A 250-nucleotide genomic window follows, 5' to 3' on the forward strand; every position below is an offset into this window, starting at 1 on the left:
TGGTTTTACCGGTAAGTGTTTTCACAAAGATCTGCATGCCACCACGCAGTCTCAAAACCAAGTGCAGAGTAGATTCTTTCTGGATGTTGTAGTCGGATAGTGTACGGCCATCTTCAAGCTGTTTGCCCGCAAAGATCAATCGCTGCTGATCCGGAGGAATTCCCTCTTTTACCTGAATCTTGGCTTTCACATTTTCGATGGTGTCAGATGCTTCAACTTCTAGTGTGATGGTTTTACCGGTAAGTGTTTT

General features: G+C 44.4%; 1 protein-coding gene. It reads right to left on the reverse strand.

All coding sequences use genetic code 11. From position 1 onward, the window contains the following. The coding region (locus tag F0L46_RS27930; protein ID WP_210247714.1) for a ubiquitin-like protein at window positions 1-250 on the reverse strand (250 nt) is incomplete at both ends.

This window comes from Salinarimonas soli (genome assembly GCF_008386575.1).
In the GTDB taxonomy this organism is placed as follows: domain Bacteria; phylum Pseudomonadota; class Alphaproteobacteria; order Rhizobiales; family Beijerinckiaceae; genus Salinarimonas_A; species Salinarimonas_A soli.